The 26,671-nt window shown below is 67.7% G+C and carries 27 protein-coding genes; 2 read left to right on the forward strand and 25 right to left on the reverse strand.

All coding sequences use genetic code 11. The features are described from left to right. Positions 1–2 precede the first annotated feature (2 nt). The 17 genes from rplF to rpsJ all read right to left on the reverse strand — a co-directional run bounded on the left by rplF (position 3) and on the right by rpsJ (position 8,060). Complete coding sequence (rplF, locus tag NP777_RS27905) at positions 3–542, reverse strand: 50S ribosomal protein L6 (RefSeq protein ID WP_256652945.1); 540 nt, start codon at positions 540–542, stop codon at positions 3–5. Between the two features lie 20 nt (positions 543–562). Continuing rightward, positions 563–961 carry a 30S ribosomal protein S8 gene (gene rpsH, locus NP777_RS27910; protein ID WP_037952895.1) on the reverse strand — a complete coding sequence of 133 codons (399 nt, stop codon included), beginning with the start codon at positions 959–961 and terminating at the stop codon, positions 563–565. A gap of 262 nt (positions 962–1,223) precedes the next feature. Further along, positions 1,224–1,409, reverse strand: coding sequence for a type Z 30S ribosomal protein S14 (locus tag NP777_RS27915; protein ID WP_003948630.1), 186 nt, complete (start codon positions 1,407–1,409; stop codon positions 1,224–1,226). A 3-nt stretch (positions 1,410–1,412) separates the two neighbouring features. Then, complete coding sequence (gene rplE, locus NP777_RS27920) at positions 1,413–1,973, reverse strand: 50S ribosomal protein L5 (RefSeq protein ID WP_256652946.1); 561 nt, start codon at positions 1,971–1,973, stop codon at positions 1,413–1,415. Next, on the reverse strand, positions 1,973–2,296 hold the full coding sequence (gene rplX / locus NP777_RS27925) for a 50S ribosomal protein L24 (RefSeq protein ID WP_014054173.1): 324 nt from the start codon (positions 2,294–2,296) through the stop codon (positions 1,973–1,975). Before rplX ends, rplE begins: the two co-directional genes overlap by 1 nt. A gap of 3 nt (positions 2,297–2,299) precedes the next feature. After that, the gene (gene rplN, locus NP777_RS27930; protein WP_003998823.1) at positions 2,300–2,668 is read right to left on the reverse strand and encodes a 50S ribosomal protein L14; all 369 of its coding nucleotides are present in this window, start codon (positions 2,666–2,668) and stop codon (positions 2,300–2,302) included. A 103-nt stretch (positions 2,669–2,771) separates the two neighbouring features. Continuing rightward, positions 2,772–3,059, reverse strand: coding sequence for a 30S ribosomal protein S17 (gene rpsQ, locus NP777_RS27935; protein WP_014054172.1), 288 nt, complete (start codon positions 3,057–3,059; stop codon positions 2,772–2,774). Then, on the reverse strand, positions 3,059–3,283 hold the full coding sequence (rpmC, locus tag NP777_RS27940; protein WP_009715874.1) for a 50S ribosomal protein L29: 225 nt from the start codon (positions 3,281–3,283) through the stop codon (positions 3,059–3,061). Before rpmC ends, rpsQ begins: the two co-directional genes overlap by 1 nt. Further along, positions 3,283–3,702 carry a 50S ribosomal protein L16 gene (gene rplP, locus NP777_RS27945; protein ID WP_014178774.1) on the reverse strand — a complete coding sequence of 140 codons (420 nt, stop codon included), beginning with the start codon at positions 3,700–3,702 and terminating at the stop codon, positions 3,283–3,285. Before rplP ends, rpmC begins: the two co-directional genes overlap by 1 nt. Positions 3,703–3,706: 4 nt before the next feature. Beyond that, on the reverse strand, positions 3,707–4,540 hold the full coding sequence (rpsC, locus tag NP777_RS27950) for a 30S ribosomal protein S3 (RefSeq protein ID WP_256652947.1): 834 nt from the start codon (positions 4,538–4,540) through the stop codon (positions 3,707–3,709). Next, positions 4,540–4,887, reverse strand: a complete 348-nt coding sequence (rplV, locus tag NP777_RS27955; protein WP_059148970.1) for a 50S ribosomal protein L22 — start codon at positions 4,885–4,887, stop codon at positions 4,540–4,542. Before rplV ends, rpsC begins: the two co-directional genes overlap by 1 nt. A gap of 40 nt (positions 4,888–4,927) precedes the next feature. Beyond that, positions 4,928–5,209 carry a 30S ribosomal protein S19 gene (gene rpsS, locus NP777_RS27960; protein ID WP_020869258.1) on the reverse strand — a complete coding sequence of 94 codons (282 nt, stop codon included), beginning with the start codon at positions 5,207–5,209 and terminating at the stop codon, positions 4,928–4,930. 12 nt (positions 5,210–5,221) lie between these two features. Continuing rightward, positions 5,222–6,058 carry a 50S ribosomal protein L2 gene (gene rplB / locus NP777_RS27965; protein WP_059148971.1) on the reverse strand — a complete coding sequence of 279 codons (837 nt, stop codon included), beginning with the start codon at positions 6,056–6,058 and terminating at the stop codon, positions 5,222–5,224. Positions 6,059–6,105: 47 nt separating this feature from the next. Beyond that, positions 6,106–6,432: a 50S ribosomal protein L23 gene (rplW, locus tag NP777_RS27970; protein ID WP_030835099.1), complete on the reverse strand. Its 327-nt coding sequence runs from the start codon at positions 6,430–6,432 to the stop codon at positions 6,106–6,108. Beyond that, entirely contained in the window at positions 6,432–7,085 is a 654-nt protein-coding gene (gene rplD / locus NP777_RS27975) for a 50S ribosomal protein L4 (protein WP_256652948.1), read from the reverse strand. Before rplD ends, rplW begins: the two co-directional genes overlap by 1 nt. 8 nt (positions 7,086–7,093) lie before the next feature. Next, positions 7,094–7,738 carry a 50S ribosomal protein L3 gene (gene rplC, locus NP777_RS27980; protein WP_093470442.1) on the reverse strand — a complete coding sequence of 215 codons (645 nt, stop codon included), beginning with the start codon at positions 7,736–7,738 and terminating at the stop codon, positions 7,094–7,096. 13 nt (positions 7,739–7,751) lie between these two features. Next, positions 7,752–8,060 (reverse strand): 30S ribosomal protein S10, encoded by a 309-nt coding sequence (gene rpsJ / locus NP777_RS27985; protein WP_003948644.1) that lies wholly within the window; start codon positions 8,058–8,060, stop codon positions 7,752–7,754. Between the two features lie 614 nt (positions 8,061–8,674). Here rpsJ and NP777_RS27990 point away from each other — a divergent pair. Together NP777_RS27990 and NP777_RS27995 are read left to right on the forward strand one after the other, a co-directional pair. Continuing rightward, complete coding sequence (locus NP777_RS27990; protein ID WP_256652949.1) at positions 8,675–9,490, forward strand: DUF3152 domain-containing protein; 816 nt, start codon at positions 8,675–8,677, stop codon at positions 9,488–9,490. 263 nt (positions 9,491–9,753) lie between these two features. Beyond that, positions 9,754–11,820, forward strand: coding sequence for a PIG-L family deacetylase (locus NP777_RS27995; protein ID WP_391858594.1), 2,067 nt, complete (start codon positions 9,754–9,756; stop codon positions 11,818–11,820). 432 nt (positions 11,821–12,252) lie between these two features. Here NP777_RS27995 and NP777_RS28000 read toward each other — a convergent pair whose 3' ends face one another. The 8 genes from NP777_RS28000 to rpoB form a co-directional block, all read right to left on the reverse strand. After that, positions 12,253–13,371, reverse strand: a complete 1,119-nt coding sequence (locus NP777_RS28000) for an SRPBCC family protein (RefSeq protein ID WP_256652951.1) — start codon at positions 13,369–13,371, stop codon at positions 12,253–12,255. Next, positions 13,364–13,960, reverse strand: coding sequence for a hypothetical protein (locus NP777_RS28005; RefSeq protein ID WP_256652952.1), 597 nt, complete (start codon positions 13,958–13,960; stop codon positions 13,364–13,366). The genes NP777_RS28000 and NP777_RS28005 overlap by 8 nt, the downstream gene beginning before the upstream one ends. 113 nt (positions 13,961–14,073) lie before the next feature. Continuing rightward, the gene (gene tuf / locus NP777_RS28010) at positions 14,074–15,267 is read right to left on the reverse strand and encodes an elongation factor Tu (protein ID WP_037952879.1); all 1,194 of its coding nucleotides are present in this window, start codon (positions 15,265–15,267) and stop codon (positions 14,074–14,076) included. A 225-nt stretch (positions 15,268–15,492) separates the two neighbouring features. After that, positions 15,493–17,613 carry an elongation factor G gene (fusA, locus tag NP777_RS28015; protein WP_037952877.1) on the reverse strand — a complete coding sequence of 707 codons (2,121 nt, stop codon included), beginning with the start codon at positions 17,611–17,613 and terminating at the stop codon, positions 15,493–15,495. A gap of 38 nt (positions 17,614–17,651) precedes the next feature. Further along, complete coding sequence (gene rpsG, locus NP777_RS28020) at positions 17,652–18,122, reverse strand: 30S ribosomal protein S7 (RefSeq protein ID WP_014178748.1); 471 nt, start codon at positions 18,120–18,122, stop codon at positions 17,652–17,654. A 2-nt stretch (positions 18,123–18,124) separates the two neighbouring features. After that, on the reverse strand, positions 18,125–18,496 hold the full coding sequence (rpsL, locus tag NP777_RS28025; protein ID WP_014054153.1) for a 30S ribosomal protein S12: 372 nt from the start codon (positions 18,494–18,496) through the stop codon (positions 18,125–18,127). A gap of 330 nt (positions 18,497–18,826) precedes the next feature. Beyond that, a complete protein-coding gene (locus NP777_RS28030; RefSeq protein WP_256652953.1) occupies positions 18,827–22,750 on the reverse strand; it encodes a DNA-directed RNA polymerase subunit beta' in 3,924 nt (1,307 codons plus the stop codon). A gap of 98 nt (positions 22,751–22,848) precedes the next feature. After that, the gene (rpoB, locus tag NP777_RS28035) at positions 22,849–26,331 is read right to left on the reverse strand and encodes a DNA-directed RNA polymerase subunit beta (RefSeq protein WP_256652954.1); all 3,483 of its coding nucleotides are present in this window, start codon (positions 26,329–26,331) and stop codon (positions 22,849–22,851) included. Positions 26,332–26,671 lie beyond the last annotated feature (340 nt).

A 26,671-nucleotide genomic window follows, 5' to 3' on the forward strand; every position in this document is an offset into this window, starting at 1 on the left:
GCTTACTTACCAGCCTTTCCGACCTTGCGGCGGATGACCTCGCCCGCGTACTTCACGCCCTTGGCCTTGTACGGGTCGGGCTTGCGCAGCTTGCGGATGTTCGCGGCGACCTCGCCGACCTTCTGCTTGTCGATGCCCTCGACGCTCAGCTTGGTCGGGGACTCGACCTTGAAGGAGATGCCCTCGGGGGCCTCGACCAGGATCGGGTGGCTGTAGCCCAGGGAGAACTCCAGATTGGAGCCCTTGGCCTGGACGCGGTAACCGACACCGCTGATCTCGAGCGCCTTGCTGTAGCCCTGGGTCACGCCGGTGATCATGTTCGCCACCAGCGTGCGCGACAGGCCGTGCAGGGCCTTGTTCTGACGCTCGTCGTTCGGGCGGGTGACAACGAGGTTGTTGTCCTCACCCTTGGCGACCTCGATCGGCGCGGCGACGGTGTGCGAGAGAGATCCCTTGGGACCCTTCACGGCGACCGTGCGGCCATCGATGGTGACGTCCACACCAGCGGGAACCTGGATGGGCAGCTTGCCAATGCGCGACATGTGCTTCCTCCGTTCCCTGGTTACCAGACGTAGGCGAGGACTTCCCCACCCACGCCCTTCTTGCCGGCCTGCTTGTCGGTGAGGAGCCCGTGCGACGTGGAGATGATCGCCACGCCCAGGCCGCCGAGCACCTTCGGCAGGTTGGTGGACTTTGCGTAGACCCGCAGACCCGGCTTCGAAATCCGCTTGATGCCGGCGATCGAGCGCTCGCGGTTGGGGCCGAACTTCAGCTCGAGGATGAGGCTCTTGCCGACCTCGGCGTCCTCGACCTTCCAGCCGGTGATGTAACCCTCCTGCTGGAGGATCTCCGCGATATGCGACTTGATCTTGCTGTGGGGCATCACGACGGAGTCGTGGTACGCCGAGTTCGCGTTTCGCAGACGCGTCAGCATGTCTGCGATCGGATCGGTCATGGTCATGATGGCCTTCGGCCTCTCTCGCCGGGGTTTCCTGTATGCGCCATCCCTCTCACCCGCTCACTGGCGGGCACGGGTGCGGCGCGGGGACCTACGGCGTAGTAAGGATTCTGGGCGGCGAGCGCCCAACCGTTCCACTCTACGCGAGCGGACGGGTGGGCCTCGCCATCCATTTACTTACCGAGAGCCCGGTATCAACCCAAAATTCCATCTTTCGCCCGCCAGGGCGTCCGTTGAGGGCGGTGGCGGGAGACGGGTGGGCCGATTACCAGGAGCTCTTGGTCACGCCCGGCAGCTCGCCACGGTGAGCCATCTCACGGAGGCACACGCGGCACAGGCCGAACTTGCGGTACACGGAGTGCGGACGTCCACAGCGCTGGCAGCGCGTGTAGCCACGCACCCCGAACTTGGGCTTGCGGGCGGCCTTGGCAATGAGAGCCTTCTTCGCCACGGCTCACGCCTCCTTGAACGGGAAGCCGAGGTGACGCAGCAGGGCGCGGCCCTCTTCGTCGTTGGTCGCCGTGGTCACCACGGTGATGTCCATACCCCGGACGCGGTCGATCTTGTCCTGGTCGATCTCGTGGAACATGACCTGCTCCGTGAGACCGAAGGTGTAGTTGCCCCGGCCGTCGAACTGCTTCGGCGACAGACCGCGGAAGTCGCGGATGCGCGGCAGCGCGAGCGACACCAGGCGGTCCAGGAACTCCCACATGCGGTCACCGCGGAGGGTGACGTGGGCGCCGATCGGCTGGCCCTCACGCAGCTTGAACTGCGCGATGGACTTACGGGCCTTGGTGACGGCGGGCTTCTGACCGGTGATCGTGGCGAGGTCGCGGATGGCGCCCTCGATCAGCTTGGAGTCGCGGGCGGCGTCGCCCACACCCATGTTGACCACGACCTTGGTCAGACCCGGGATCTGCATGACGTTCTCGTACGAGAACTGCTCCTGCAGCTTGCCCTGGATCTCTTCGCGGTAGCGCGTCTTGAGACGCGGTGCAGTGGTGGTGGCAGTCATCAGATGTCCTCACCGGTCCGCTTGGCAACGCGGATCTTGTTGCCCTCGTCGTCGAAGCGGTATCCGACGCGGGTGACGACCTTGTTGCCGTCCTTCTCCACCACGAGCTGCACATTGCTCACGTGGATCGGGGCCTCGGTCGTCACGATGCCGCCGGTCTTCGAACCACGAGCGGTCTGTCCGGCCTTGGTGTGCTTCTTGACCCGGTTGACACCCTCGACCAGGACCCGGTCCTCGCGCGGGAAGGCCGCGATGACCTTGCCCTGCTTGCCCTTGTCCTTACCGGTGATGACCTGGACCAGGTCGCCCTTCTTGATCTTCATCGGTTACAGCACCTCCGGCGCGAGCGAGATGATCTTCATGAACTTCTTCTCGCGCAGCTCACGGCCCACCGGGCCGAAGATACGGGTGCCGCGGGGGTCGCCATCGTTCTTGAGGATGACGGCCGCGTTCTCGTCGAAGCGGATGTACGAACCGTCCGGGCGGCGGCGCTCCTTCACGGTGCGCACGATGACCGCCTTGACGACGTCACCCTTCTTCACGTTGCCACCGGGGATCGCGTCCTTGACGGTGGCGACGATGACGTCACCAATGCCCGCGTAGCGGCGACCGGAGCCACCGAGAACACGGATGCAAAGGATCTCCTTCGCGCCCGTGTTGTCGGCGACACGCAGTCGCGACTCCTGCTGGATCACGTCTATCTCCTGATCGTCTGCCGGTTCCCGGCAGGGGCTGGATATGTCCAGCCCCTGCCGAGCCTGGCGGAACTGTCCTGCGGACTATTGCCCGCAGGAAGAATTACTTGGCCTTCTCGAGGATCTCGACGACGCGCCAGCGCTTGGTCGCGGACAGCGGCCGGGTCTCCATCAGGAGGACGCGGTCGCCGACACCCGCGGCGTTCTGCTCGTCGTGCGCCTTGAGCTTGTTGGTACGGCGGATGACCTTGCCGTACAGCGCGTGCTTGACGCGGTCCTCGACTGCGACGACGACGGTCTTGTCCATCTTGTCGCTGACGACCAGACCCTCACGGGTCTTGCGGAAGCCGCGGTTCTGCGTTGCGTTCTCAGTCACATTCGTCTCGCTCATCAGGCGCTCTCCACCGTCTCGATGCCGAGCTCGCGCTCCCGCATCAGGGTGTAGATCCGGGCGATGTCCTTCCGGACGGCCTTCAGCCGGCCGTGGTTCTCGAGCTGTCCGGTCGCCGCCTGGAAGCGGAGGTTGAACAGCTCTTCCTTGGCCTCACGCAGCTTGCCAACGAGGTCCTCGTTGTTCAGCTCACGCAGCTCGGACGCCTTGGTACCGGCCGCCATCACGACTCACCTGCCTCGCGCCGAACGATCCGGCACTTCATCGGGAGCTTGTGAGCAGCGCGGGTGAGCGCCTCACGCGCAGTCTTCTCGTTCGGGTAGGACAGCTCGAACATCACCCGACCGGGCTTGACGTTCGCGATCCACCACTCCGGCGAACCCTTACCGGAACCCATGCGGGTCTCGGCAGGCTTCTTCGTCAGCGGACGGTCCGGGTAGATGTTGATCCAGACCTTGCCGCCACGCTTGATGTGGCGGGTCATCGCGATACGAGCGGCCTCGATCTGACGGTTGGTGACGTACGCCGGGGTGACGGCCTGGATGCCGTACTCGCCGAACGCCAGCTCCGTACCGCCCTTGGCCATGCCGGACCGCTTGGGGTGGTGCTGCTTGCGGTGCTTGACCCTGCGAGGGATCAGCATGGGGTCAGCTCTCCTTTCCGGCTGCGCTGGGCTCGGCCGCCGGAGCGGCGGGTGCCTCGCCCTTGTTGGCCTCGGCGGCCGCGGCGGACTGCTGCGGCTTACGGCCGCGGCCACCGCGCTCGCCACCACGGCGCTGCGGGCGGTCGCTGCCACCGCCGCGCGACGGGCGGTTGCCCGCGCGTGCGGCGGCGTTCTCGGCGCGGACCTCGGCGATGTTCTTCACGTCGCCCTTGTAGATCCACACCTTGACGCCGATGCGGCCGAAGGTCGTACGGGCCTCGAAGAAGCCGTAGTCGACGTTGGCGCGGAGCGTGTGCAGGGGCACCCGGCCCTCGCGGTAGAACTCCGAGCGGGACATCTCGGCGCCGCCGAGACGGCCACCACACTGGATCTTGATGCCCTTGGCACCGGCCTTCATCGAGCTCTGCATCGACTTGCGCATCGCACGGCGGAAGGAGACGCGGGAGGAGAGCTGCTCGGCGACGGCCTGGGCCACCAGCTGAGCGTCCACCTCGGGGTTCTTCACCTCGAGGATGTTCAGCTGCACCTGCTTGCCGGTCAGCTTCTCCAGTTCGCCGCGGATACGGTCGGCCTCCGCGCCGCGGCGGCCGATGACGATGCCCGGCCGGGCGGTGTGGATGTCGACGCGGACCCGGTCACGGGTGCGCTCGATCTCCACCTTGGAGATACCGGCACGCTCCATGCCCTTCGTCATCATCCGGCGGATGGCGACGTCTTCCTTGACGTAGTCCTTGTACAGCTTGTCGGCGTACCAGCGCGACTTGAAGTCGGTGGTGATGCCGAGCCGGAACCCGTGCGGGTTTACCTTCTGGCCCATTACCGGGTTCCTTCCTTGCTGCTGACGACCACGGTGATGTGGCTGGTCCGCTTGCGGATCCGGTAGGCGCGGCCCTGGGCACGCGGACGGAACCGCTTCAGGGTCGGGCCCTCGTCGACGTACGCCTCGGAGATGAAGAGGCTGTCGGCGTCGGTGTGGTCGTAGTTGTGCGCGGCGTTGGCGATGGCGCTGTCCAGCACCTTGCCGACCGGCACGCTCGCGGCCTGCGGGGCGAAACGCAGGACCGCCTGGGCCTCCGTGGCACTCATGCCACGGATGAGGTCCACCACGCGGCGGGCCTTCATGGGCGTGACGCGGATGTACCGCGCCTGGGCCCTGGCTTCCATGGTTGTCCCTTCAGTGTCTGTCATGAGTCTTTTCCGCTGATCAGCGACGACGCGACTTGCGGTCGTCCTTCTCATGGCCGCGGAAGGTGCGGGTCGGCGCGAACTCGCCGAGCTTGTGGCCGACCATCGACTCGGTGACGAACACCGGGACGTGCTTGCGGCCGTCGTGCACCGCGATCGTGTGGCCGAGCATGGCCGGGACGATCATCGAGCGGCGGGACCAGGTCTTGATGACGTTCTTGGTGCCGGCTTCGTTCTGCGTGTCCACCTTCTTGATCAGGTGGTCGTCGACGAAGGGCCCCTTCTTGAGACTGCGCGGCATCTAAACCCGCTCCTAGCGCTTCTTGTTCGTCTTGCGGCGGCGGACGATGTACTTGTTGCTGGCCTTCTTCGGCGAGCGCGTACGGCCCTCCTTCTGACCCCACGGCGAGACCGGGTGGCGACCACCGGAGGTCTTGCCCTCACCACCACCGTGCGGGTGGTCGACGGGGTTCATGACCACACCACGAACGGTCGGGCGGACGCCCTTCCAGCGCATGCGGCCGGCCTTGCCCCAGTTGATGTTCGACTGCTCGGCGTTGCCGACCTCGCCGACGGTGGCGCGGCAGCGGACGTCGACCAGGCGGATCTCACCGGACGGCATACGAAGGTGGGCCATGGAGCCCTCCTTCGCCAGCAGCTGCACGGAGGCACCCGCGGAGCGGGCGAACTTCGCGCCGCCGCCGGGCCGCAGCTCGATGGCGTGCAGCGTGGTACCAACCGGGATGTTGCGCAGCGAGAGGTTGTTACCGGGCTTGATGTCGGCGCCGGGGCCGTTCTCGATCCGGTCGCCCTGCGTCAGGCCGCGCGGCGCGAGGATGTAGCGCTTCTCGCCGTCGGCGTAGTGCAGCAGCGCGATGCGCGCGGTGCGGTTGGGGTCGTATTCGATGTGCGCGACCTTCGCCGGGACGCCGTCCTTGTCGTGACGGCGGAAGTCGATCACGCGGTACGCACGCTTGTGACCGCCACCCTGGTGGCGGACCGTGATGCGGCCGGCGTTGTTACGACCACCCTTGCTGTGCAGCGGGCGGACCAGCGACTTCTCCGGCGTGGACCGCGTGATCTCGACGAAGTCGGCGACGCTGGAGCCACGACGGCCCGGGGTCGTCGGCTTGTACTTGCGGATACCCATTTCTCAGTCCTCGGAAGATTCCGGACTTCTGGACGTTCCGATCTCCGTTAGGAGACCGGGCCGCCGAAGATGTCGATGCGGTCGCCCTCGGCGAGGGTCACGATGGCGCGCTTGGTGTCCTTGCGCTTGCCGAAACCGGTGCGGGTGCGCTTGCGCTTGCCCTGGCGGTTGATCGTGTTGACCCCGGTGACCTTGACCGAGAAGACCGCCTCGACGGCCTGCTTGATCTGGGTCTTGTTCGCGCGCGGGTCGACGATGAACGTGTACTTGTTCTCGTCCAGCAGCGCGTAGCTCTTCTCCGAGACCACCGGCTTGACGAGAACGTCGCGGGGGTCGGTGAAGGTCTTGCTGGTGACAGCGGTCGCCTCACTCATCAGGCGGCGCTCCCTTCGGTCTTCTCAGCGGCCTTGGGACCAGCCACGAAGGACTCGAAGGCGGCCTTGGTGAAGACCACGTCGTCGGAGACGAGCACGTCGTACGTGTTCAGCTGGCCCGGCTCCAGGATGTGCACCTGGGGCAGGTTGCGGGCGGACAGCCACGCGGCCTCGTCGCTCCGCTCGGCGACCAGGAGCACGTTCTTGCGCTCGCTGATCTTGCCCAGCAGGGCCTTCGCGGCCTTGGTGGAGATCTCACCGTCGACCACGCCGGTCACGACGTGGATGCGCTCGTGCCGCGCCCGGTCGGAGAGGGCACCGCGGAGCGCGGCGGCCTTCATCTTCTTCGGGGTGCGCTGGCTGTAGTCGCGCGGCACGGGGCCGTGCACGACGCCACCGCCGGCGAACTGCGGCGCACGGGTCGAGCCCTGGCGCGCCCGGCCGGTGCCCTTCTGGCGGTACGGCTTCTTGCCACCGCCGCGGACCTCGCCACGGGTCTTCGTCTTGTGCGTGCCCTGGCGGGCAGCGGCCAGCTGGGCGACGACGACCTGGTGGATCAGCGGAATGCTGACCTGCGCGTCGAAGATCTCCGTGGGGAGCTCGACGGTCCCGGCCTTGTCGCCTGCCGGCGAAAGGATGTCAATGGTGCTCATCGGTTACCTCAGGCCCCCTTGGCCGCGGTACGGACCAGGACGAGGCCGCCGTTCGGACCAGGAACCGCTCCCTTGATCAGGAGCAGACCCTTCTCCGCGTCAACGGCGTGGACGGTCAGGTTCTGGGTGGTGACCCGCTCATTGCCCATGCGGCCGGCCATGCGCAGGCCCTTGAACACGCGGCCCGGGGTGGCGCAGCCACCGATGGAGCCCGGCGAGCGGTGCTTGCGCTGGGTGCCGTGGCCGGCGCCGAGGCCGCCGAAGCCGTGGCGCTTCATGACACCGGCGGTGCCCTTGCCCTTGCTGGTGCCGGTCACGTCGACCTTGACACCGGACTCGAACACCTCGGCCGTGACCTCCTGGCCGAGCGTGTACTCACCGGCGTCGGTGGTACGCAGCTCCACCAGGTGGCGGCGCGGGGTCACATCCGCCTTGGCGAAGTGGCCCTTGAGCGGCTTGTTCACCTTGCGCGGGTCGATCTCGCCGAAGGCGATCTGGACGGCGCTGTAGCCGTCCGCGTCATCGGTGCGGACCTGGGTCACGACACAGGGACCGGCCTTGACGACGGTGACCGGGACGACGCGGTTGTTCTCGTCCCACACCTGCGTCATGCCGAGCTTCTCGCCCAGGACGCCCTTGATCTGCTTAGCCATCTCGCGCGTCACCTCAGAGCTTGATCTCGATGTCGACGCCGGCCGGGAGGTCGAGACGCATCAGCGAGTCAACCGTCTTCGGCGTGGGGTCGAGGATGTCGATGAGGCGCTTGTGCGTACGCATCTCGAAGTGCTCGCGCGAGTCCTTGTACTTGTGCGGCGACTTGATGACGCAGTACACGTTCTTCTCTGTGGGCAGCGGCACCGGGCCCGCGACCGACGCACCAGTCCGGGTCACCGTCTCGACGATCTTCTTCGCCGAGGAGTCGATGACCTCGTGGTCGTAAGCCTTGAGCCGGATGCGGATCTTCTGTCCCGCCATGGCTACTTCGTAGTCCTGTCTCTCGTAACGCTCTGGGACCCGATGGCGTTCGTGCCCTCCTCCACCTCACTTCCGACCCACGCGGTCGGGCGTGTCGCAGTCCTTCTCATAAATCTCCGCACGGAGATCCCTGGTGAAGGGGGTTGCTGGGGGAGAAAGTCACCCACCGGGCGCCTGGCTGGGGCCCCGCTGACGCTTCCCGGAAGATTCCCGTACTTCCGCCCCTGATCAGGGGCGACGAGTACTGTGGGACTCGCTTCCGGTCCTCCCGGCGGGAGGCGCGCAGCATCGGCACTCAACCGAGCAACCCGGACAGTCTGCCACACGGGCCGTACCGGATGCCAATCAGGAAGCGGGGAAGCGTACCCCTGGCGAGGGGTTCTTCAAACTCTGCGCGCACCGGAGGCCGGGGCACAGCCTCACCTGCGACCGTGGTCACCCAATGTGACCCCGCGCACAACAGGGCACACGCCCCAACCGGTCACCCTCCCCACACGTCTCTCTCCAGGGGAACACACGACACACTCGCACTCCGGGGCACCGACATGCTCACGCGGCATGCGCACGCGGCCGATTCACCCGCCCCGCCGACACCCCCTGGAAGCGCCTCCCCCATGACCTCCACCGCGCAGGCCCCCGGCCCGTCCACCTCACCACCGAGACGACGGGGGCGCACCACCCGGAGCGCCCGCCCCCGGAACGCGGCGGTGGCACTGACCGCCGGTGCGGTCCTGATCGCCGGGGTCCTGTTCGCGTTACGCGACAACGGCGGCGACGGCGGCAAGGGCGCGGCCCGCGCCACGGCCCCGGCAGCCGCGCCGCCCGACGCCATCTCGGCCACCTCCAGACCTCGCCCGGACTCCCCCGCCACCGCGACCGGCGAGTTCATCACCGCGAGGTCCTCCGGCGCGGTGATCGGCGAGGGAAGCGATCCGCGGCGGTTCAAGGTCATGGTGGAGAAGGGCACCGGCGTCAACGCGAAACGGGCCGCGGCCGAGATCTCGGCGATCCTCGCCGACAAGCGCGGCTGGACCAACGACGGCGAGCACTCCTTCCAGCTGGTCGCCGACGGCCCCTCCGACTTCGAGGTGAAGATCGCCACCCCGGACACGGTCGACGAGATCTGCGGCGCGGTCGGCCTGGACACGCATGGCGAGGTCAACTGCGACGCCGGCACCCAGATCATGGTCAACCTCGAACGCTGGAACACCGGCTCACCGGAGTTCTCCGGCCCCATCGGCGGCTACCGGGCGCTGATCATCAACCACGAGGTCGGCCACCGCATCGGCCACGGCCACGAGACCTGCCCCGGGAAGGGCAAACGGGCGCCGGTGATGATGCAGCAGATATACGGGCTCAAGGGCTGTGTCGCGAACGAGTGGCCCTACAGCGCGAAAGGCAGGTACATCGCGGGCCCGGCGGTGCCGTGACGACAAGCCCGGCTTCCAGGAGCCGACCCGGCTGCCCCCGCCGGCCCCGTGGCGGCGATGTGTCCGATCTGTGACCGATACCTCCCGGCCACCGGACAACCAGTCAAGATCACCGACCGTCCCTTCACTTGGAGCAGCCGGAGACTACGCGCTGCCGAAGTGACAGGGTCACCAAATTGAACAGTCGATGGACATCGCGGGGGGCGCGGACCACCCGCAGGCAGACGCTCGCCGCGCTGGCGGCGCTCACCGCCGGGGGAGCCATGGGGATCGCCGGGGTCACCGGGATCGCCGGATTCGGGGCCGGACGTTCGGGCGGCTCGACGGCAGAGCCCGCGCGGGCCACCGAGCCCGGCGCGGCGGAGCCGTTCACCTCGACGGTGGGCGACAAGCGGGCGCTGCTGCTGCAGATCATGGCGCACCCCGACGACGATCTGTACTTCATGAACCCGGACGCCGAGCATGTGCTGCGCTCCGGCGTCCCGGTGGTGTGCGTCTACGTCACGGCCGGTGAGGCCCGGGGGATCAACCATCAGGCGGGGACGCCGATCCCGCCCGCCGACAAGGCCGCGTACTCCGCCTCCCGCCACCAGGGGCTGCGGCAGGCGTACGCGCAGATGATGGGGCTTAACCAGTTCGCGCCCTGGCAGCGGTCGGTGCTGCGGCTGCCCGGCGGGGTCACCGCGGAGACCAACACCCTCGCCAACGGCACCCGCAGCGCCCGGCTGATCTTCCTCAACATCGCGATGCTGTCGGACGGCGGGGTACGGATCCCCGCGCTGTGGAACACCCCGGGCACCGTGATGCGCACCCTCCTGGCCACCGGCTCCCCCGTGGCGCACCCTAGCTCGTACGGTCATCAGACGCTGGTCGACGTGCTCGCCGGGATCATGGACCGCTATCGGCCCACGCTGATCCACACGCTGGACCCGGACCCCGACTTCCAGGTGCACGACATGCTGCACCCCAAGGACAACGATCAGCCGGGCTGCTCGGACCACCGCGACCACACCCCGGTCGCGCAGTTCGCCTGGAAGGCGATCGCCCAGTGGGTCGCCGCGTCCGCGCGGCGCGACAAGCACGCCCCGCGCTTCACCACCACCGCGTTCCGCGGCTACTACAACCAGCGCTGGCCGCACAATCTGCCGCCCGCGCTGCTCGCCCAGAAGGCGCGGGCGATCAAGTCCTACGGCGGCGCGCCGGACTGGGACTGCGGCAACGCGGCCGGCTGCGGCGACTACAGCCAGGGCGGGGTGCGCCCGCTGCGGAACCGCAAGGGCTGGATCCGCTCCACCCACTACCGCTACCCCACCTCGCTGCCCGCCCCCACCACCGACACCCAGGGGCGCCTCGTGGCGTACGGCGTGCTCGGCACCCAGGCCGTGCGGTGGCGCGAGACGGCGCCCGGCAGCGCGCGGTTCGGGGCGCCCCAGGGGCTCGGCGGCGGACCGCTCGCCCCGGCGCTCGCCGCGGTGCGGGACAGCGCGGGGCGGCAGGTGCTGTTCGCCCTGCGGTTCGCGGCGCTGGCCGGGCAGGGCGCGGGCGATCTGCGCGAGATCGTGGTGCTGGAGCAGCGCCGCCCGGACGGCCCGTTCCGCGCCTGGACCGGCCTCGGCACCCCCGAGAGCGACCCCGAGCACGGCCGCCGGGTCGGCTGCCCGGCGGCGGTGGCCACCCCGGACGGCCGGGTGCACCTCTTCGTACGGACCGCGGACAAGAGCCTGGCCACCCGGATACGGGACGCGAGCGGGCACTGGGGTCCCTGGCAGCGGCTCGGCGGCGCAGAGATCCAGGACGGGCTGACCGCGCTGCTGGACGCCGAGGAGCGGATCCATGTCCTCGCCCCCGGTCGCGACACCGTCCACCACTGGGCCCAGGAGTGGGCCGGCGGCCCGGTCGCCCTGCGCCCGTCGTCCGGTCTGCCGCGTCCGGGCGGGGATCCGCTGGGCGCCGCCGTGGCGCCCGACGGCACGCTCGCGCTGGTCTACCGCACCCCGACCGCCACCGTGCCCGCCGTCCACGGCGAAACCTCACTCACGGTGCGGCACTTCGAGGGCTACGGGGCGATCGCCGCCCACACCGTGGCCGAGCCGTCCGGCCGCCGCGAGACGAAGACGCTGCTGCTGGCCGGCCGCGGCCTGGGCGGGGAGGTCCAGGTCCAGTACGGCACCGGCCCGGACGCCAAACCGCTGCGCTCCCCCGGCCATCTGACCCCGGTCGGCGCCCCGGCCCTCCTGGCGGACGACGGCCACCAGGGCGTCTGCGTGGTGGGCCTGTCCCCCGACGCCACCCCCTGGATCTGGCGCCCCCGCCCGACCTCACGGGCGTAGGCGGCCGGTCGCCGCCCAGGCGGGGGCGTGGGCGGGGCCCGGCGCCCGGCCACCGCCCAGGCTCCGCCGCCGCGCCCGGTGGGCGACCCCGAGGGCCGTCCTCGGGGCGCCGTCCTCGGGGCGAGGGTCCGGGCCGCATCCGGCACGGCCCGCTCGGCGGCATCCCCGGTCCGCGCCCGGTGGGCGCCCGCGGTGGGCGCCCCGGGGCATCACCGGCGCACATCGTCCGGGCCCCATCCCGGCGCGGCGCCTCGGCGGCATCCCCGGTCCGCGTACGGCCCCGGATCCCTGAGTCGGCCGCCCACCCGACTTCCCGTGCGCCTTCGCGATGCTCGTGCGGCTACCGCCTCAGCCGTGGGGCATGGCCGGGGCCCCACCCGGCGTCTCGCGTCCGAGTGGGGCCCCGTGGTGTCCGGCGGTCGCCGGGGATGCTCAGCGGCGGGCCGCGGCGGTGCGGCGGCCGGGTTCCTCCTCCAGCTCCTCTTCGGGCTCCTCGGACTCCTCGGGCTCCTCATACGCCTCGGCGTCCTCGGGCTCTTCCGGCTCTTCCGGCTCTTCGGCCTCGTCCGGCTCTCCGGCGGCCTCCGGCTCCTCCTCGTACTCCCCGTCGTACTCCTCGGCCTCCTCGGGCTCCTCGGGCTCCTCGCCTTCGGACTCCTCCTCGTACTCAGCCTCAGCGGCCTCGTCCGGCTCATCGGCGTCTCCCCCGGTCTCCTCACCCTCGCCGGCCTCGTCGGCCTGCTCGCGCTCTTCCTCCTCCACGGCCGTCTCGTGGTCCTGGACGACCTCGCCGTCCCGGATCTCGCCGCGCCAGCCGTCCGTGGCCTCGCCGCGCATCATGATGAACTTCCGGTAGAGCTTCAGATCGAGCCGGGCCCGTCGGCCCTGGGCCCGCCAGATGTTGCCGGTCTTCTCGAAGAGACCCTTGGGGAAGTACTCAAGAACCAGCAGCACCCGGGTGAGGTTGTCGCCGAGCGGGTGAAAGGTGACGACGCCCTTGACGGTGCCCTTCGCGCCCTCCGTGGTCCAGCTGATCCGCTCGTCGGCCACCTGCTCGGTGACGTTCGCCCGCCAGCTCCGGGTGGACTTGGCGACCTTCACCTTCCAGTTGCTGCTGGTGTCGTCGGCCTTCTCGACGCTGACGACGCCCTTGGCGAAGGTGCTGAACTCCTGGAACTGGGTCCACTGGTCGTACGCCTCGCGGACCGGCACCCCGACGTCGATGTCCTCGACGACCGTCACGCTCTTGGACTTGCCGCCCCCGCTCTTGCCCCTGCCGCCCTTGCCGCCCTTGCCGAAGACCCCTTTGACCTTCTCCTTCAGCGACTCCTTGAGCGAGTCCTTCAGCTGGGACGTACCGGCCTTCATCAGGGCCTGTCCCGGGGACTTGCCCTCGGAGAGGGACTGCGCGCCCTTGGCGAGGCCCGAGCCGAGGCCGGAGATCGCATGGGTCGCCCGTGCCTGGACATAGTCGCGCAGCTCGTCCTTCAGACGGTCGGTGGCCGGATCCTTGACGATGTCGTCCTTGAGCTTGCCGAGCGTGTCAGCCATTGCGGCCCCCCGCGGTCCTGGCGGTCTTCTTCGCCGCGGCCTTCTTCGCCGTGGTCTTCTTGGCCGCGGCCTTCTTCGCCGTACCGGAACCGGACGCCGCGGTCTTCTTCGCCGGGCGGGCCGGAGCCTTGGCAGCCGCCTTGCGCGGCGGCCTCGGCGGCTTCGGTTTCCGCTTCGGCTCGGGTTCCGCCTCGCCCTCCGGCCGCCCCTCGGCGGGCTCCTCGCCCTCGCCCCGGTCCCGCTCGTCCTCGGCGTCGGCCTCCTCGCGCTCGCCATCGCCTTCGTCCCCGCCTTCGCCGCGCAGCAGCGCCGTGCGCTCGTGCAGCGAGTCGGCGAGGCCGGTCACCCGGTCGGAGACGGCCTTGGTCGCGGCCTGCCGGGTGGCGTCGGCGAGCTCCTTGCGCACCTCCGAGTTGAGGCCGCTCAGCAGCGGCGCCTCGGCGAGGGACTTCTTCAGCTGCTGCGGATCCAGCGAGATCTTCTTACCGGCCAGCAACATGCCCAGCCCGACGGCGAGCTTCGCCTTCTTCGTACGCCCGAGGAGATAGCCCCCCACGACCGCGACCGCGATCTTGCCATTTGTCATCATCTGTTCGCTCCCGAAGTCGAACGCGGCTTCGATGTGGACGGCCGGGTACCCACATACGAAAGAGCCCCACCCGCCAAAGGCGAATGGGGCTCTTTGCTCCGGGGAGCGTCAGGTCACTTGTTGATCTTGGTGACCTGGCCGGCGCCGACGGTCCGGCCACCCTCACGGATGGCGAACTTCAGGCCCTCCTCCATGGCGACCGGCTGGATCAGCTGGACGGACATCTCGGTGTTGTCGCCCGGCATGACCATCTCGGTGCCCTCGGGGAGGGTCACAACGCCCGTCACGTCCGTGGTACGGAAGTAGAACTGCGGACGGTAGTTGTTGAAGAACGGCGTGTGGCGGCCACCCTCGTCCTTGGACAGGATGTACGCCTGGGCCTCGAACTCGGTGTGCGGAGTGACCGAGCCCGGCTTGATGATGACCTGGCCGCGCTCGACGTCCTCGCGCTTGATGCCGCGGAGCAGCAGACCGACGTTCTCACCGGCCTGGCCCTCGTCGAGCAGCTTGCGGAACATCTCGATACCGGTGACGGTGGTCGAGGTCTTCTCCTGCTTGATGCCGATGATGTCGACGTTCTCGTTGACCTTCAGCACACCGCGCTCGATACGGCCGGTGACGACCGTACCGCGGCCGGTGATGGTGAAGACGTCCTCGATCGGCATCAGGAACGGCTTGTCGACGTCGCGCTCCGGCTGCGGGATCGACTCGTCGACGGCCTTCATCAGGTCGAGGACGGACTTGCCCCACTCGGCGTCGCCCTCGAGCGCCTTGAGCGCCGAGACCTTGACGACCGGGACGTCGTCGCCCGGGAACTCGTACTCGGAGAGCAGCTCGCGGACCTCGAGCTCGACGAGCTCCAGGATCTCCTCGTCGTCCACCATGTCGGCCTTGTTCAGGGCGACAACGATGTACGGCACGCCGACCTGGCGGGCCAGGAGCACGTGCTCCTTGGTCTGCGGCATCGGGCCGTCGGTGGCGGCGACCACGAGGATGGCGCCGTCCATCTGCGCCGCACCGGTGATCATGTTCTTGATGTAGTCCGCGTGACCGGGGCAGTCAACGTGCGCGTAGTGACGCGACTCGGTCTGGTACTCGACGTGCGCGATGGAGATGGTAATACCGCGCTGGCGCTCCTCAGGAGCCTTGTCGATCTGGTCGAAGGCCGAGGCCTCGTTCAGGTCCGGGTACGCGTCATGCAGCACCTTGGTGATCGCAGCGGTAAGCGTGGTCTTACCGTGGTCGATGTGACCGATGGTGCCGATGTTGACGTGCGGCTTAGTCCGCTCGAACTTCGCCTTCGCCACTGGGGTCCTCCTGTGGAGTGGTTCTGTACGCATCCACACTTTGCGGATGGGTTCAGGTGGTCTTACCGAACCGGCCAGGACCCCGAGGGGGATGCCCTTCGCCGTATTCGTATGGGGGCCGGCGGCCGGGGCCCGTCATGGAACGCGGTGAACGCGCTCCACGACGGAATGCCCCGATGCCTTGTGCTTCCAGCCTAAACGGTGAGAAATGCGGATGAACCCGCCTTACTCGCCCTTGGCCTTCGCGATGATCTCCTCGGCGACGTTCCGCGGAACCTCGGCGTAGGAGTCGAACTGCATGGAGTAGCTGGCGCGGCCGGACGTCTTGCTGCGCAGGTCGCCCACGTAGCCGAACATCTCCGACAGCGGAACCAGGCCGGTGACCAGCTTGGCGCCGCTCCGGTCCTCCATGGACTGGATCTGCCCGCGACGGGAGTTGATGTCGCCGATCACGTCACCCATGTAGTCCTCGGGCGTGGTGACCTCGACCTTCATCATCGGCTCGAGCAGGGCCGGGCTGGCCTTGCGGGCGGCCTCCTTGAAGGCCATCGAACCGGCGATCTTGAACGCCATCTCGGACGAGTCGACCTCGTGGTAGCCACCGTCGAGCAGGGTGACCTTCACACCGGTCAGCGGGTAGCCCGCGAGCACGCCGAACTCCATGGCCTCCTGGCAGCCCGCGTCCACCGACGGGATGTACTCCCGCGGGATGCGGCCACCGGTGACCTTGTTCTCGAACTCGTAGCCGTCGCCCTCGAGCGGCTCCAGCGCGATCTGCACCTTCGCGAACTGGCCGGAACCACCAGTCTGCTTCTTGTGGGTGTAGTCGTACCGCTCGACCGGCTTGCGCAGCGTCTCGCGGTAGGCCACCTGCGGCTTGCCGACGTTGGCCTCGACCTTGAACTCCCGGCGCATGCGGTCGACCAGCACATCGAGGTGCAGCTCGCCCATGCCGGAGATGATCGTCTGGCCGGTCTCCTCGTCGGTCTTGACGCGGAAGGACGGGTCCTCCTCGGCAAGCCGCTGGATCGCGACGGCCAGCTTCTCCTGGTCGCCCTTGGACTTCGGCTCGATGGCCACCTCGATGACCGGGGCCGGGAAGTCCATCGACTCCAGGATCACCGGGTTCGCCGCGTCGGAGAGGGTCTCACCGGTGGTGGTCTGCTTCAGACCCATGACGGCGACGATGTCGCCGGCACCCACCGAGTCGATCTCCTCACGCTTGTTCGCGTGCATCCGGTAGATCTTGCCGATGCGCTCCTTCTTGCCCTTCACGGAGTTCAGCACCTGGGTGCCGGCGTCCATGCGGCCGGAGTACACACGGATGAAGGTGAGCTTGCCGAGGTGCGGGTCGCTCGCGATCTTGAACGCCAGGGCCGACAGCGGCTCTTCCTCGGAAGGACGGCGCTTGATGACCTCGTCGGGGTCCTTGACCGAGTGGCCCTCGATCGCCTCGATGTCGATCGGCGACGGCAGGTACCGGACGACCGCGTCGAGCAGGGGCTGCACGCCCTTGTTCTTGAACGCGGTGCCACAGAACACGGGGGTGACGGTGGTGCCGCCGCCCTTGCCGGAGGCGATGGTGATACGGCGGATCGCCGCGTACAGCTGCTCCTCGGTGGGCTCCTCGCCCTCGAGGTACAGCTCCATCATCTCTTCGTCGTTCTCGGCGACGCCCTCGAGCAGCTTGCCGCGCCACTCGTCGGCGGCCTCGGTGTGGGTGTCCGGGATGTCGACGGTGTCGTACATCTCGCCCTTGGTGGCCTCGGCGGACCAGACCAGCGCCTTCATCTGGACGAGGTCGACCACGCCCTTGAAGTCGGCCTCGGTGCCGATCGGCAGCTGCATGACCAGCGGCACCGCGCCGAGGCGGTCCGTGATCATGTCGACGCAGCGGTGGAACTCCGCACCGGTGCGGTCGAGCTTGTTGACGAAGCAGATACGCGGAACGCCGTAGCGGTCCGCCTGACGCCACACCGTCTCGGACTGCGGCTCGACGCCGGCCACGCCGTCGAACACCGTCACGGCACCGTCGAGCACGCGCAGGCTGCGCTCCACCTCAACGGTGAAGTCGACGTGACCCGGGGTGTCGATGATGTTGATCGTGTGGTCGACGTTCTCGAGCGGCCAGTGACAGGTCGTCGCGGCGGACGTGATGGTGATGCCGCGCTCCTGCTCCTGCTCCATCCAGTCCATGGTGGCGGCGCCATCGTGGACTTCACCGATCTTGTAGCTCACGCCGGTGTAGAAGAGGATCCGCTCGGTGGTGGTCGTCTTGCCCGCGTCGATGTGGGCCATGATCCCAATGTTGCGGACCTTGGCCAGGTCAAGTGAAGTGGTGGCCATATGGCTCAGTCTTCTCTCGGTTCTCGATGGGGTAGCGACTACCAGCGGTAGTGCGCGAAGGCCTTGTTGGACTCGGCCATCTTGTGGGTGTCCTCACGACGCTTGACGGAGGCGCCCAGACCATTGCTGGCGTCCAGCAGCTCGTTCATCAGGCGCTCGGTCATGGTCTTCTCACGGCGGGCGCGGGAGTAGCCCACCAGCCAGCGCAGCGCGAGGGTGGAGGAGCGGCCGGGACGGACCTCGACCGGCACCTGGTAGGTGGCGCCACCGACACGGCGGGAGCGGACCTCGAGGGTCGGCTTCACGTTCTCCAGCGCACGCTTGAGGGTGATGACCGGGTCGTTGCCGGACTTCTCGCGCAGGCCCTCCATGGCGCCGTAGACAATGCGCTCGGCAGTGGAGCGCTTGCCGTTCAGCAGGACCTTGTTGATGAGGGACGTCACCAGAGGAGAGTTGTAGACCGGGTCGATGATGACCGGGCGCTTCGGGGCGGGACCCTTACGAGGCATTCTTACTTCTCCTTCTTGGCGCCGTAGCGGCTGCGAGCCTGCTTGCGGTTCTTGACGCCCTGCGTGTCGAGGGAGCCGCGGATGATCTTGTAACGAACACCCGGCAGGTCCTTCACACGACCGCCACGCACGAGCACGATGGAGTGCTCCTGCAGGTTGTGCCCCTCACCCGGGACGTAGGCGGTGACCTCGATCCCACTGCTCAGCCGGACACGCGCGACCTTGCGGAGCGCCGAGTTCGGCTTCTTCGGCGTCGTGGTGAACACGCGGGTGCATGTACCACGGCGCTGCGGCGACCCCGCGAGGGCGGGGGTCTTGTTCTTCTCGACCTTGTCCTGGCGGCCCTTGCGGACCAGCTGCTGGATCGTAGGCACCGTTTCTCCGGTTTCTGTGTGCCAGTCTCGGTAAAGCTAACCTGGAGTTTCTCCGACCCACGCGGTCGGGTGTGTCGCGCACCGCAGCCCTCTGCGAAAGTCAGAGAGTGCAGATTGTTGGTGTCGACACCTCGGGCCCCCGAGCGGTCTGAAAGCGCGCACAGGAGCCCAGGGACACCCCAGGCACAAGGTCAGAGCGTACCTATAGCATCGGCTCCGGTCAAAACAAATGCACACGCGCTGGACACACCAACCCGGAGCATAGCCGCAGGGCGGCCACCCCCGCCATGGGGTGACCGCCCTGTGAACGTCGACCAGCCGTTCGCGGACCTACTGGTTGTACGGACCGTAGTCGTAGTCCTCCAGCGGAACCGCCTGGCCGGAGCCCGTACCGAAGGGCGAGTAGTCGATGTCGTCGTAACCGACGGCCGAGTACATCGCGGCCTTCGCCTCCTCGGTCGGCTCGACCCGGATGTTGCGGTAGCGGGACAGGCCCGTACCGGCCGGGATGAGCTTACCGATGATCACGTTCTCCTTGAGGCCGATCAGGGAGTCCGACTTGGCGTTGATCGCCGCGTCGGTGAGCACCCGGGTCGTCTCCTGGAAGGACGCCGCCGACAGCCAGGACTCGGTCGCCAGCGAGGCCTTGGTGATACCCATCAGCTGCGGACGGCCGGAGGCCGGGTGGCCGCCTTCCTGGACCACACGACGGTTCTCACCCTCGAAGCGCGAGCGCTCCACGAGCTCGCCCGGCAGCAGCTCCGCGTCGCCGGACTCGATGATCGTCACACGGCGCAGCATCTGCCGGATGATGATCTCGATGTGCTTGTCGTGGATCGACACACCCTGCGAGTTGTAGACCTTCTGGACCTCGCTGACCAGGTGGATCTGCACCTGGCGCTGGCCGAGGATGCGCAGCACGTCGTGCGGGTTGACGGCACCCACGGTCAGCGGCTGGCCGACCTCGACGTGGTCACCCTCGCCCACCAGCAGACGGGCTCGCTTGGAGACGCCGTAGGACGTCTCGTCGGAGCCGTCGTCGGGGGTGACGACGAGCTTCTTGGTCTTCTCGGTCTCCTCGATCCGGACGCGGCCGGCCGCCTCCGAGATCGGGGCGACACCCTTGGGCGTACGGGCCTCGAAGAGCTCGACGACACGCGGCAGACCCTGGGTGATGTCGTCACCGGCCACACCACCGGTGTGGAAGGTACGCATCGTCAGCTGGGTGCCGGGCTCACCGATGGACTGGGCGGCGATGATGCCGACCGCCTCGCCGATGTCCACCAGCTTGCCTGTCGCCAGCGAGCGGCCGTAGCACATGGCGCAGGTGCCGACGGCGGACTCGCAGGTGAGCACCGAACGGGTCTTGACCGTCTCCACGTTGTGCCGGACCAGCTCGTCGATGAGCACATCGCCCAGGTCGGTGCCGGCCGGGGCCAGGACCTTCCCGTCCACGACGATGTCCTCGGCGAGGCAGCGCGCGTACACGCTGGTCTCGACGTCCTCCGTCTTGCGGAGCACGCCGTCCGCGCCCGTGGTCGCGATCGCCAGCTTGAGGCCGCGGTCGGTGCCGCAGTCCTCCTCGCGAATGATCACGTCCTGCGAGACGTCCACCAGACGACGGGTCAGGTAACCCGAGTCGGCGGTACGCAGGGCGGTGTCGGCGAGACCCTTACGGGCACCGTGGGTGGAGATGAAGTACTCCAGCACGGAGAGACCCTCACGGAACGACGCCTTGATGGGCCGCGGGATGGTCTCGTTCTTCGCGTTGGACACCAGACCACGCATACCGGCGATCTGACGCATCTGCATCATGTTTCCGCGAGCGCCCGAGTTGACCATCATGAAGATCGGGTTGGTCTTCGGGAAGTTCGCGTTCATCGCCTCGGCGACCTCGTTGGTCGCCTTGGTCCAGATCGCGATCAGCTCCTGGGTGCGCTCGTCCTTGGTGATCAGACCGCGCTCGTACTGCTTCTGGACCTTCTCGTCCTGCGCCTCGTAGCCCTCGATGATGGCCTTCTTGGCCTCGGGCACGACCACGTCGGAGATGGCGACGGTGACACCGGAGCGGGTGGCCCAGTGGAAACCGGCCGCCTTCAGGTTGTCCAGCGTCGCCGCGACGATGACCTTGGGGTAGCGCTCGGCGAGGTCGTTGACGATCTCGGAGAGCTGCTTCTTGCCCACCGAGTAGTCGACGAACGGGTAGTCCTCGGGCAGCAGCTCGTTGAAGAGCGCGCGGCCCAGCGTGGTGCGCAGCCGGAAGCTGTCACCGGGCTGCCAGGCGCCCGCGGCGGAGCCGCTGTTGTCGGCAGCGCCCTCCTCGGCCACCGGCGGGGTCCAGCCCCGGGGCGGGACGGTGCCGATCGGGAAGCGGATGTCGATCTTCGCCTGGAGCGAGAGCTCCCGGGCGTCGAACGCCATGATCGCCTCGGCGCTGGAGCCGAAGGAACGGCCCTCACCGACGACCTCGCGCTCCTCCTCGTCGGTGGTGAGGAAGAACAGGCCCAGCACCATGTCCTGGGTCGGCATGGTCACCGGACGGCCGTCGGCCGGCTTGAGGATGTTGTTCGAGGACAGCATCAGGATGCGGGCCTCGGCCTGCGCCTCCGCGGACAGCGGCAGGTGCACGGCCATCTGGTCACCGTCGAAGTCCGCGTTGAACGCGGTGCAGACGAGCGGGTGAATCTGAATGGCCTTGCCCTCGACCAGCTGCGGCTCGAACGCCTGGATACCGAGGCGGTGCAGGGTGGGCGCACGGTTCAGCAGCACCGGGTGCTCGGCGATGACCTCTTCGAGCACGTCGTACACGACCGTGCGGCCGCGCTCGACCATGCGCTTGGCCGACTTGATGTTCTGCGCGTGGTTCAGGTCCACCAGGCGCTTCATCACGAACGGCTTGAAGAGCTCCAGCGCCATGGCCTTGGGCAGACCGCACTGGTGCAGCTTGAGCTGCGGGCCGACGACGATGACCGAACGGGCCGAGTAGTCGACGCGCTTACCGAGCAGGTTCTGACGGAACCGGCCCTGCTTACCCTTCAGCATGTCGCTGAGGGACTTCAGCGGACGGTTACCGGGGCCGGTGACCGGGCGACCACGGCGGCCGTTGTCGAAGAGGGCGTCAACAGCCTCCTGAAGCATGCGCTTCTCGTTGTTGACGATGATCTCGGGGGCGCCGAGGTCCAGGAGCCGCTTCAGCCGGTTGTTCCGGTTGATCACACGGCGGTACAGGTCGTTCAGGTCGGAGGTCGCGAAGCGGCCACCGTCCAGCTGCACCATCGGACGCAGGTCCGGCGGGATCACCGGGATGCAGTCCAGCACCATGCCGTTGGGGCTGTTCCGGGTCTGCAGGAACGCGGAGACGACCTTCAGGCGCTTGAGCGCACGGGTCTTCTTCTGGCCCTTGCCGGTCCGGATGATCTCGCGGAGCTTCTCGGCCTCCTCGTCGAGGTCGAAGGACTCCAGGCGCTTCTGCAGCGCCGCGGCGCCCATGCCGCCCATGAAGTACGTGCCGAAGCGGTCACGCAGCTCGCGGTAGAGCAGCTCATCGCCCTCCAGGTCCTGGACCTTGAGGTTCTTGAAGCGGTTCCACACCTCGTCGAGACGGTCGATCTCACGCTGGGCGCGGTCGCGCAGCTGCTTCATCTCGCGCTCGGCGCCCTCGCGCACCTTACGGCGCACATCGGCCTTGGCGCCCTCGGCCTCGAGCTCGGCGAGGTCCGCCTCCAGCTTCTTGGCGCGGGCCTCGAGGTCCGCGTCACGACGCTGCTCGATCTGCTGACGCTCGACGGAGACATGGGCCTCCAGCGAGGGCAGGTCGCGCGTGCGGCGCTCCTCGTCCACCCACGTGATCATGTAGGCGGCGAAGTAGATGACCTTCTCGAGGTCCTTCGGGGCGAGGTCGAGCAGGTAGCCCAGACGGCTGGGCACGCCCTTGAAGTACCAGATGTGGGTGACGGGAGCGGCCAGCTCGATGTGGCCCATCCGCTCACGGCGCACCTTGGCGCGGGTGACCTCGACACCGCAGCGCTCACAGATGATGCCCTTGAAGCGGACGCGCTTGTACTTCCCGCAGTAGCACTCCCAGTCCCGGGTCGGACCGAAGATCTTCTCGCAGAAGAGTCCGTCCTTTTCGGGCTTGAGGGTGCGGTAGTTGATGGTTTCCGGCTTCTTGACCTCACCGTGGGACCACTGACGGATGTCATCAGCGGTGGCGAGGCCGATCCGCAGCTCGTCGAAGAAGTTGACGTCGAGCACTTGTCGTCAATCCCTCTTTCAGGGTCGTGTCTTCGGGTCTGACTGGGGGTCCGGGGAGAGGCCGGGGCGCCCTGTGGCGAGTGCCCCGGCCAGACCCGTCAGACCTCTTCGACGCTGCTCGGCTCGCGCCGGGACAGGTCGATACCGAGCTCCTCCGCAGCGCGGAAGACGTCCTCGTCGGTGTCGCGCATCTCGATGGACATGCCGTCGGACGACAGCACCTCCACGTTGAGGCACAGGGACTGCATCTCCTTGATGAGCACCTTGAAGGACTCGGGGATGCCGGGCTCGGGAATGTTCTCGCCCTTGACGATGGCCTCGTAGACCTTCACGCGGCCGGTCACGTCGTCGGACTTGATGGTCAGCAGCTCCTGGAGGGCGTACGCGGCGCCATAAGCCTCCAGCGCCCACACCTCCATCTCGCCGAATCGCTGACCACCGAACTGAGCCTTACCACCCAGCGGCTGCTGGGTGATCATCGAGTACGGACCGGTGGACCGGGCGTGCAGCTTGTCGTCCACCAGGTGGTGCAGCTTGAGGATGTACATGTAGCCGACCGAGATCGGGTCCGGGAACGGCTCACCGGAGCGGCCGTCGAACAGCCGGGCCTTGCCGGACGACTGGACCAGGCGGTCGCCGTCGCGGTTCGGGATCGTCGAGTCGAAGAGACCGGCGATCTCGTCCTCGCGGGCGCCGTCGAAGACCGGGGTCGCGACGTTGGTACCGGGCTGGACCTCGTCGGCACCGATCGCCTGCAGCCGCTGCATCCACTCCTCGGAGCCCTCGACCTTCCAGCCGCGGGAGGCCAGCCAGCCGAGGTGGATCTCCAGGACCTGTCCCGGGTTCATTCGGGACGGGACACCCAGCGGGTTGAGGATGATGTCGACCGGGGTGCCGTCCTCCAGGAACGGCATGTCCTCGACCGGGAGGATCTTCGAGATGACGCCCTTGTTGCCGTGGCGGCCGGCGAGCTTGTCACCGTCGGTGATCTTGCGCTTCTGCGCCACGTAGACGCGGACCAGCTGGTTCACGCCGGGCGGCAGCTCGTCGCCCTCCTCGCGGTCGAAGACGCGCACGCCGATGACCTTGCCGGTCTCACCGTGCGGCACTTTCAGCGAGGTGTCACGGACCTCACGGGCCTTCTCGCCGAAGATCGCGCGCAGCAGGCGCTCCTCCGGGGTCAGCTCGGTCTCACCCTTCGGGGTGACCTTGCCGACCAGGATGTCCCCGGCGATGACCTCGGCGCCGATGCGGATGATGCCGCGCTCGTCGAGGTCGGCCAGGACCTCCTCGGAGACGTTCGGGATGTCCCGGGTGATCTCCTCGGGGCCCAGCTTGGTGTCCCGGGCGTCGACCTCGTGCTCCTCGATGTGGATCGAGGAGAGGACGTCGTCCTGCACCAGACGCTGGCTGAGGATGATCGCGTCCTCGTAGTTGTGGCCCTCCCACGGCATGAACGCCACCAGGAGGTTCTTGCCGAGCGCCATCTCGCCGTCCTCGGTGGACGGGCCGTCGGCCAGCACCTGGCCGGCGATCACCCGCGCGCCCTCGTCCACGACGACCTTCTGGTTGAAGGAGGTGCCCTGGTTGGAGCGGGAGAACTTGGCCACCCGGTAGGTGGTGTAGGTGCCGTCGTCGTTGGCCACCGTCACGTAGTCGGCGGAGACCTCCTGGACGACACCGTCCTTCTCGGCCTTGATGACGTCGCCGGCGTCGACCGCGCAGCGGTACTCCATGCCGGTGCCGACCAGCGGGGACTCCGCCTTGATCAGCGGCACGGCCTGACGCATCATGTTCGAGCCCATGAGCGCGCGGTTGGCGTCGTCGTGCTCCAGGAACGGGATCATCGCGGTCGCGACCGACACCATCTGGCGCGGCGAGACGTCCATGTAGTCGACGTCGTCGCCCGGGATGTAGTCGACCTCACCGCCACGGCGGCGGACCAGGACGCGGTTCTCGGCGAAGTGCAGATCGTTCGTCAGCGGCGCGTTGGCCTGCGCGATGACGAAGCGGTCCTCCTCGTCGGCCGTCAGGTAGTGCACCTCGTCGGTGACGACACCGTCGACCACCTTGCGGTACGGGGTCTCGATGAAACCGAACGCGTTGACCCGGCCGTACGAGGCGAGCGAGCCGATCAGACCGATGTTCGGGCCTTCGGGCGTCTCGATCGGGCACATGCGGCCGTAGTGCGAGGGGTGCACGTCACGGACCTCGAAGCCGGCCCGCTCACGGGAGAGACCACCGGGGCCGAGCGCGTTCAGACGGCGCTTGTGGGTCAGACCCGACAGCGGGTTCGTCTGGTCCATGAACTGCGACAGCTGGCTGGTGCCGAAGAACTCCTTGATGGAGGCGACGACCGGCCGGATGTTGATCAGGGTCTGCGGCGTGATCGCCTCGACGTCCTGAGTGGTCATGCGCTCGCGGACGACGCGCTCCATACGCGCCAGACCCGTGCGGACCTGGTTCTGGATCAGCTCGCCGACGTTACGGATGCGGCGGTTGCCGAAGTGGTCGATGTCGTCGGTCTCGACGACCACGGACTGGCCGTTGTCCCCGACGGTCTCGGTCTCACCGGCGTGCAGCTTCACCAGGTACTTGATCGAGGCGATGACGTCCTCGACCGTCAGCACGCCCGCGTCCAGCGGAGCGGCCGAACCCAGCTTCTTGTTGACCTTGTAGCGGCCGACCTTCGCCAGGTCGTAGCGCTTCGGGTTGAAGTAGAGGTTCTCCAGCAGCGTCTGCGCGGCCTCCCGCGTGGGGGGCTCGCCCGGGCGCAGCTTGCGGTAGATGTCGAGCAGCGCGTCGTCCTGGCCCTGGGTGTGGTCCTTCTCCAGGGTGGCGCGCATGGACTCGTACTCGCCGAACTCCTCGAGGATCTGCTCGGTGGTCCAGCCGAGCGCCTTCAGGAGGACGGTGACGGACTGCTTGCGCTTGCGGTCGATGCGGACACCGACCATGTCGCGCTTGTCGATCTCCATCTCCAGCCAGGCACCACGGGAGGGGATGACCTTGACCGAGAAGATGTCCTTGTCGGACGTCTTGTCGATGGAGGAGTCGAAGTAGACACCCGGCGAGCGGACCAGCTGCGAGACGACGACACGCTCGGTGCCGTTGATGCAGAAGGTGCCCTTGTCGGTCATGAGCGGGAAGTCGCCCATGAAGACCGTCTGGGACTTGATCTCGCCGGTCTCATTGTTGGTGAACTCGGCCGTGACGAAGAGCGGAGCGGCGTAGGTGAAGTCACGCTCCTTGCACTCGTCGATCGAGTTCTTCGGCGGCTCGAAACGGTGATCACGGAAGGTCAGGGACATCGACCCGGAGAAGTCCTCGATCGGGGAGATCTCCTCGAAGATCTCTTCCAGACCGGACTTGGTGGGGACGTCCTGACCGCTGTCCAGCGCAGCCTCGACGCGAGCCTTCCACGCGGCATTGCCGAGCAGCCAATCGAAGCTCTCGGTCTGCAGCGCGAGGAGGTTCGGAACCTCGAGAGGCTCCTTGATCTTCGCAAAGGAGATGCGCAGCGGGGCGGTGCTGGCGCCATTGTTCGTATTGGCAGTCGAGGCGTTGCGCGAGGCGGCCAAGAGGGGGTCCTTCCGAGGGCTCGGACTCACTACGCGCGTACCGGTCCCACCGAGAGCCCATGGATGAAATCCCAGGTCAGAGGGTTTTCATCGGTAGTGCTCGAAGGTAGGTATGCCCCTGGTGACGGGCAGGGAGCAGCTAACAGGCAGCGCAAAGGGTCAGTGTAGCCACTTGGCACACTGATGTCCAGCGCCGAGTTTCTGAGACCGGCAGTGCCAATCTCTCCCTCCGGTGAGGGGCGCGCCCCTCGTTGTCTTCTCACGCCCTGTCGGCAGCCCGCGCTGTCGATGCGCATATCGATACTGCCCGCTTCGCCGACGATCCATGCCTCGGACTTTC

The organism is Streptomyces rugosispiralis (assembly GCF_024505145.1).
Classification (GTDB): Bacteria; Actinomycetota; Actinomycetes; order Streptomycetales; family Streptomycetaceae; genus Streptomyces; species Streptomyces rugosispiralis.

Bases quoted from the DNA above. Each gene is read 5' to 3' on its own strand.
- rplF (WP_256652945.1), bottom strand. From the start codon at position 542: ATGTCGCGCATTGGCAAGCTGCCCATCCAGGTTCCCGCTGGTGTGGAC.
- rpsH (WP_037952895.1), bottom strand. From the start codon at position 961: ATGACCATGACCGATCCGATCGCAGACATGCTGACGCGTCTGCGAAAC.
- rplE (WP_256652946.1), bottom strand. From the start codon at position 1,973: ATGACTGCCACCACCACTGCACCGCGTCTCAAGACGCGCTACCGCGAA.
- rplX (WP_014054173.1), bottom strand. From the start codon at position 2,296: ATGAAGATCAAGAAGGGCGACCTGGTCCAGGTCATCACCGGTAAGGAC.
- rpsQ (WP_014054172.1), bottom strand. From the start codon at position 3,059: ATGAGCGAGACGAATGTGACTGAGAACGCAACGCAGAACCGCGGCTTC.
- rpmC (WP_009715874.1), bottom strand. From the start codon at position 3,283: ATGGCGGCCGGTACCAAGGCGTCCGAGCTGCGTGAGCTGAACAACGAG.
- rplP (WP_014178774.1), bottom strand. From the start codon at position 3,702: ATGCTGATCCCTCGCAGGGTCAAGCACCGCAAGCAGCACCACCCCAAG.
- rpsC (WP_256652947.1), bottom strand. From the start codon at position 4,540: ATGGGCCAGAAGGTAAACCCGCACGGGTTCCGGCTCGGCATCACCACC.
- rplV (WP_059148970.1), bottom strand. From the start codon at position 4,887: ATGGAAGCCAGGGCCCAGGCGCGGTACATCCGCGTCACGCCCATGAAG.
- rpsS (WP_020869258.1), bottom strand. From the start codon at position 5,209: ATGCCGCGCAGTCTCAAGAAGGGGCCCTTCGTCGACGACCACCTGATC.
- rplB (WP_059148971.1), bottom strand. From the start codon at position 6,058: ATGGGTATCCGCAAGTACAAGCCGACGACCCCGGGCCGTCGTGGCTCC.
- rplW (WP_030835099.1), bottom strand. From the start codon at position 6,432: ATGAGTGAGGCGACCGCTGTCACCAGCAAGACCTTCACCGACCCCCGC.
- rplD (WP_256652948.1), bottom strand. From the start codon at position 7,085: ATGAGCACCATTGACATCCTTTCGCCGGCAGGCGACAAGGCCGGGACC.
- rplC (WP_093470442.1), bottom strand. From the start codon at position 7,738: ATGGCTAAGCAGATCAAGGGCGTCCTGGGCGAGAAGCTCGGCATGACG.
- rpsJ (WP_003948644.1), bottom strand. From the start codon at position 8,060: ATGGCGGGACAGAAGATCCGCATCCGGCTCAAGGCTTACGACCACGAG.
- NP777_RS27990 (WP_256652949.1), top strand. From the start codon at position 8,675: ATGACCTCCACCGCGCAGGCCCCCGGCCCGTCCACCTCACCACCGAGA.
- NP777_RS27995 (WP_391858594.1), top strand. From the start codon at position 9,754: ATGGGGATCGCCGGGGTCACCGGGATCGCCGGATTCGGGGCCGGACGT.
- NP777_RS28000 (WP_256652951.1), bottom strand. From the start codon at position 13,371: ATGGCTGACACGCTCGGCAAGCTCAAGGACGACATCGTCAAGGATCCG.
- NP777_RS28005 (WP_256652952.1), bottom strand. From the start codon at position 13,960: ATGATGACAAATGGCAAGATCGCGGTCGCGGTCGTGGGGGGCTATCTC.
- fusA (WP_037952877.1), bottom strand. From the start codon at position 17,613: ATGGCCACCACTTCACTTGACCTGGCCAAGGTCCGCAACATTGGGATC.
- rpsG (WP_014178748.1), bottom strand. From the start codon at position 18,122: ATGCCTCGTAAGGGTCCCGCCCCGAAGCGCCCGGTCATCATCGACCCG.